This window comes from uncultured Winogradskyella sp. (genome assembly GCF_947496485.1).
Taxonomy (GTDB): domain Bacteria; phylum Bacteroidota; class Bacteroidia; order Flavobacteriales; family Flavobacteriaceae; genus Winogradskyella.
This window is the reverse complement of sequence record NZ_CANMCZ010000024.1, coordinates 1-321: the sequence shown is the minus strand read 5'-3', so window position 1 is coordinate 321 and position 321 is coordinate 1. Positions and strand designations below refer to the sequence as shown.

Here is a 321-nt window from a genome sequence, read left to right as displayed (position 1 = left end):
CCTCTATATGTTATGCTGTAGCAGCATTAACCCTACAGGTCAACCCATTACCAGAGTTCGATTTAGAGGACAGTTACGTTCTATGTGTGAACACCAATGGCACAGAAGTACTAGACCCACTCATTTTAGAGACCGGCTTATCAACAACAACTTATAGTTTTGAATGGAGTTATAACAACGAGATACTCACAGCAGAGACCAGTTCAAGTCTGATGCCAAACCAAGGGGGAACCTATAGTGTAATGGTAACCGATCTGAGTACGTCAACGGTAACGAGTTGTACCCATACAGACAGTACTGAAGTTATAGAAAGTGAGCCAC

Annotated in this window: 1 pseudogene; it reads left to right on the top strand. The window is 42.7% G+C overall.

From position 1 onward, the window contains the following. A pseudogene (locus Q0822_RS18235) lies at positions 1-321 on the top strand (hypothetical protein); the annotation flags it as partial.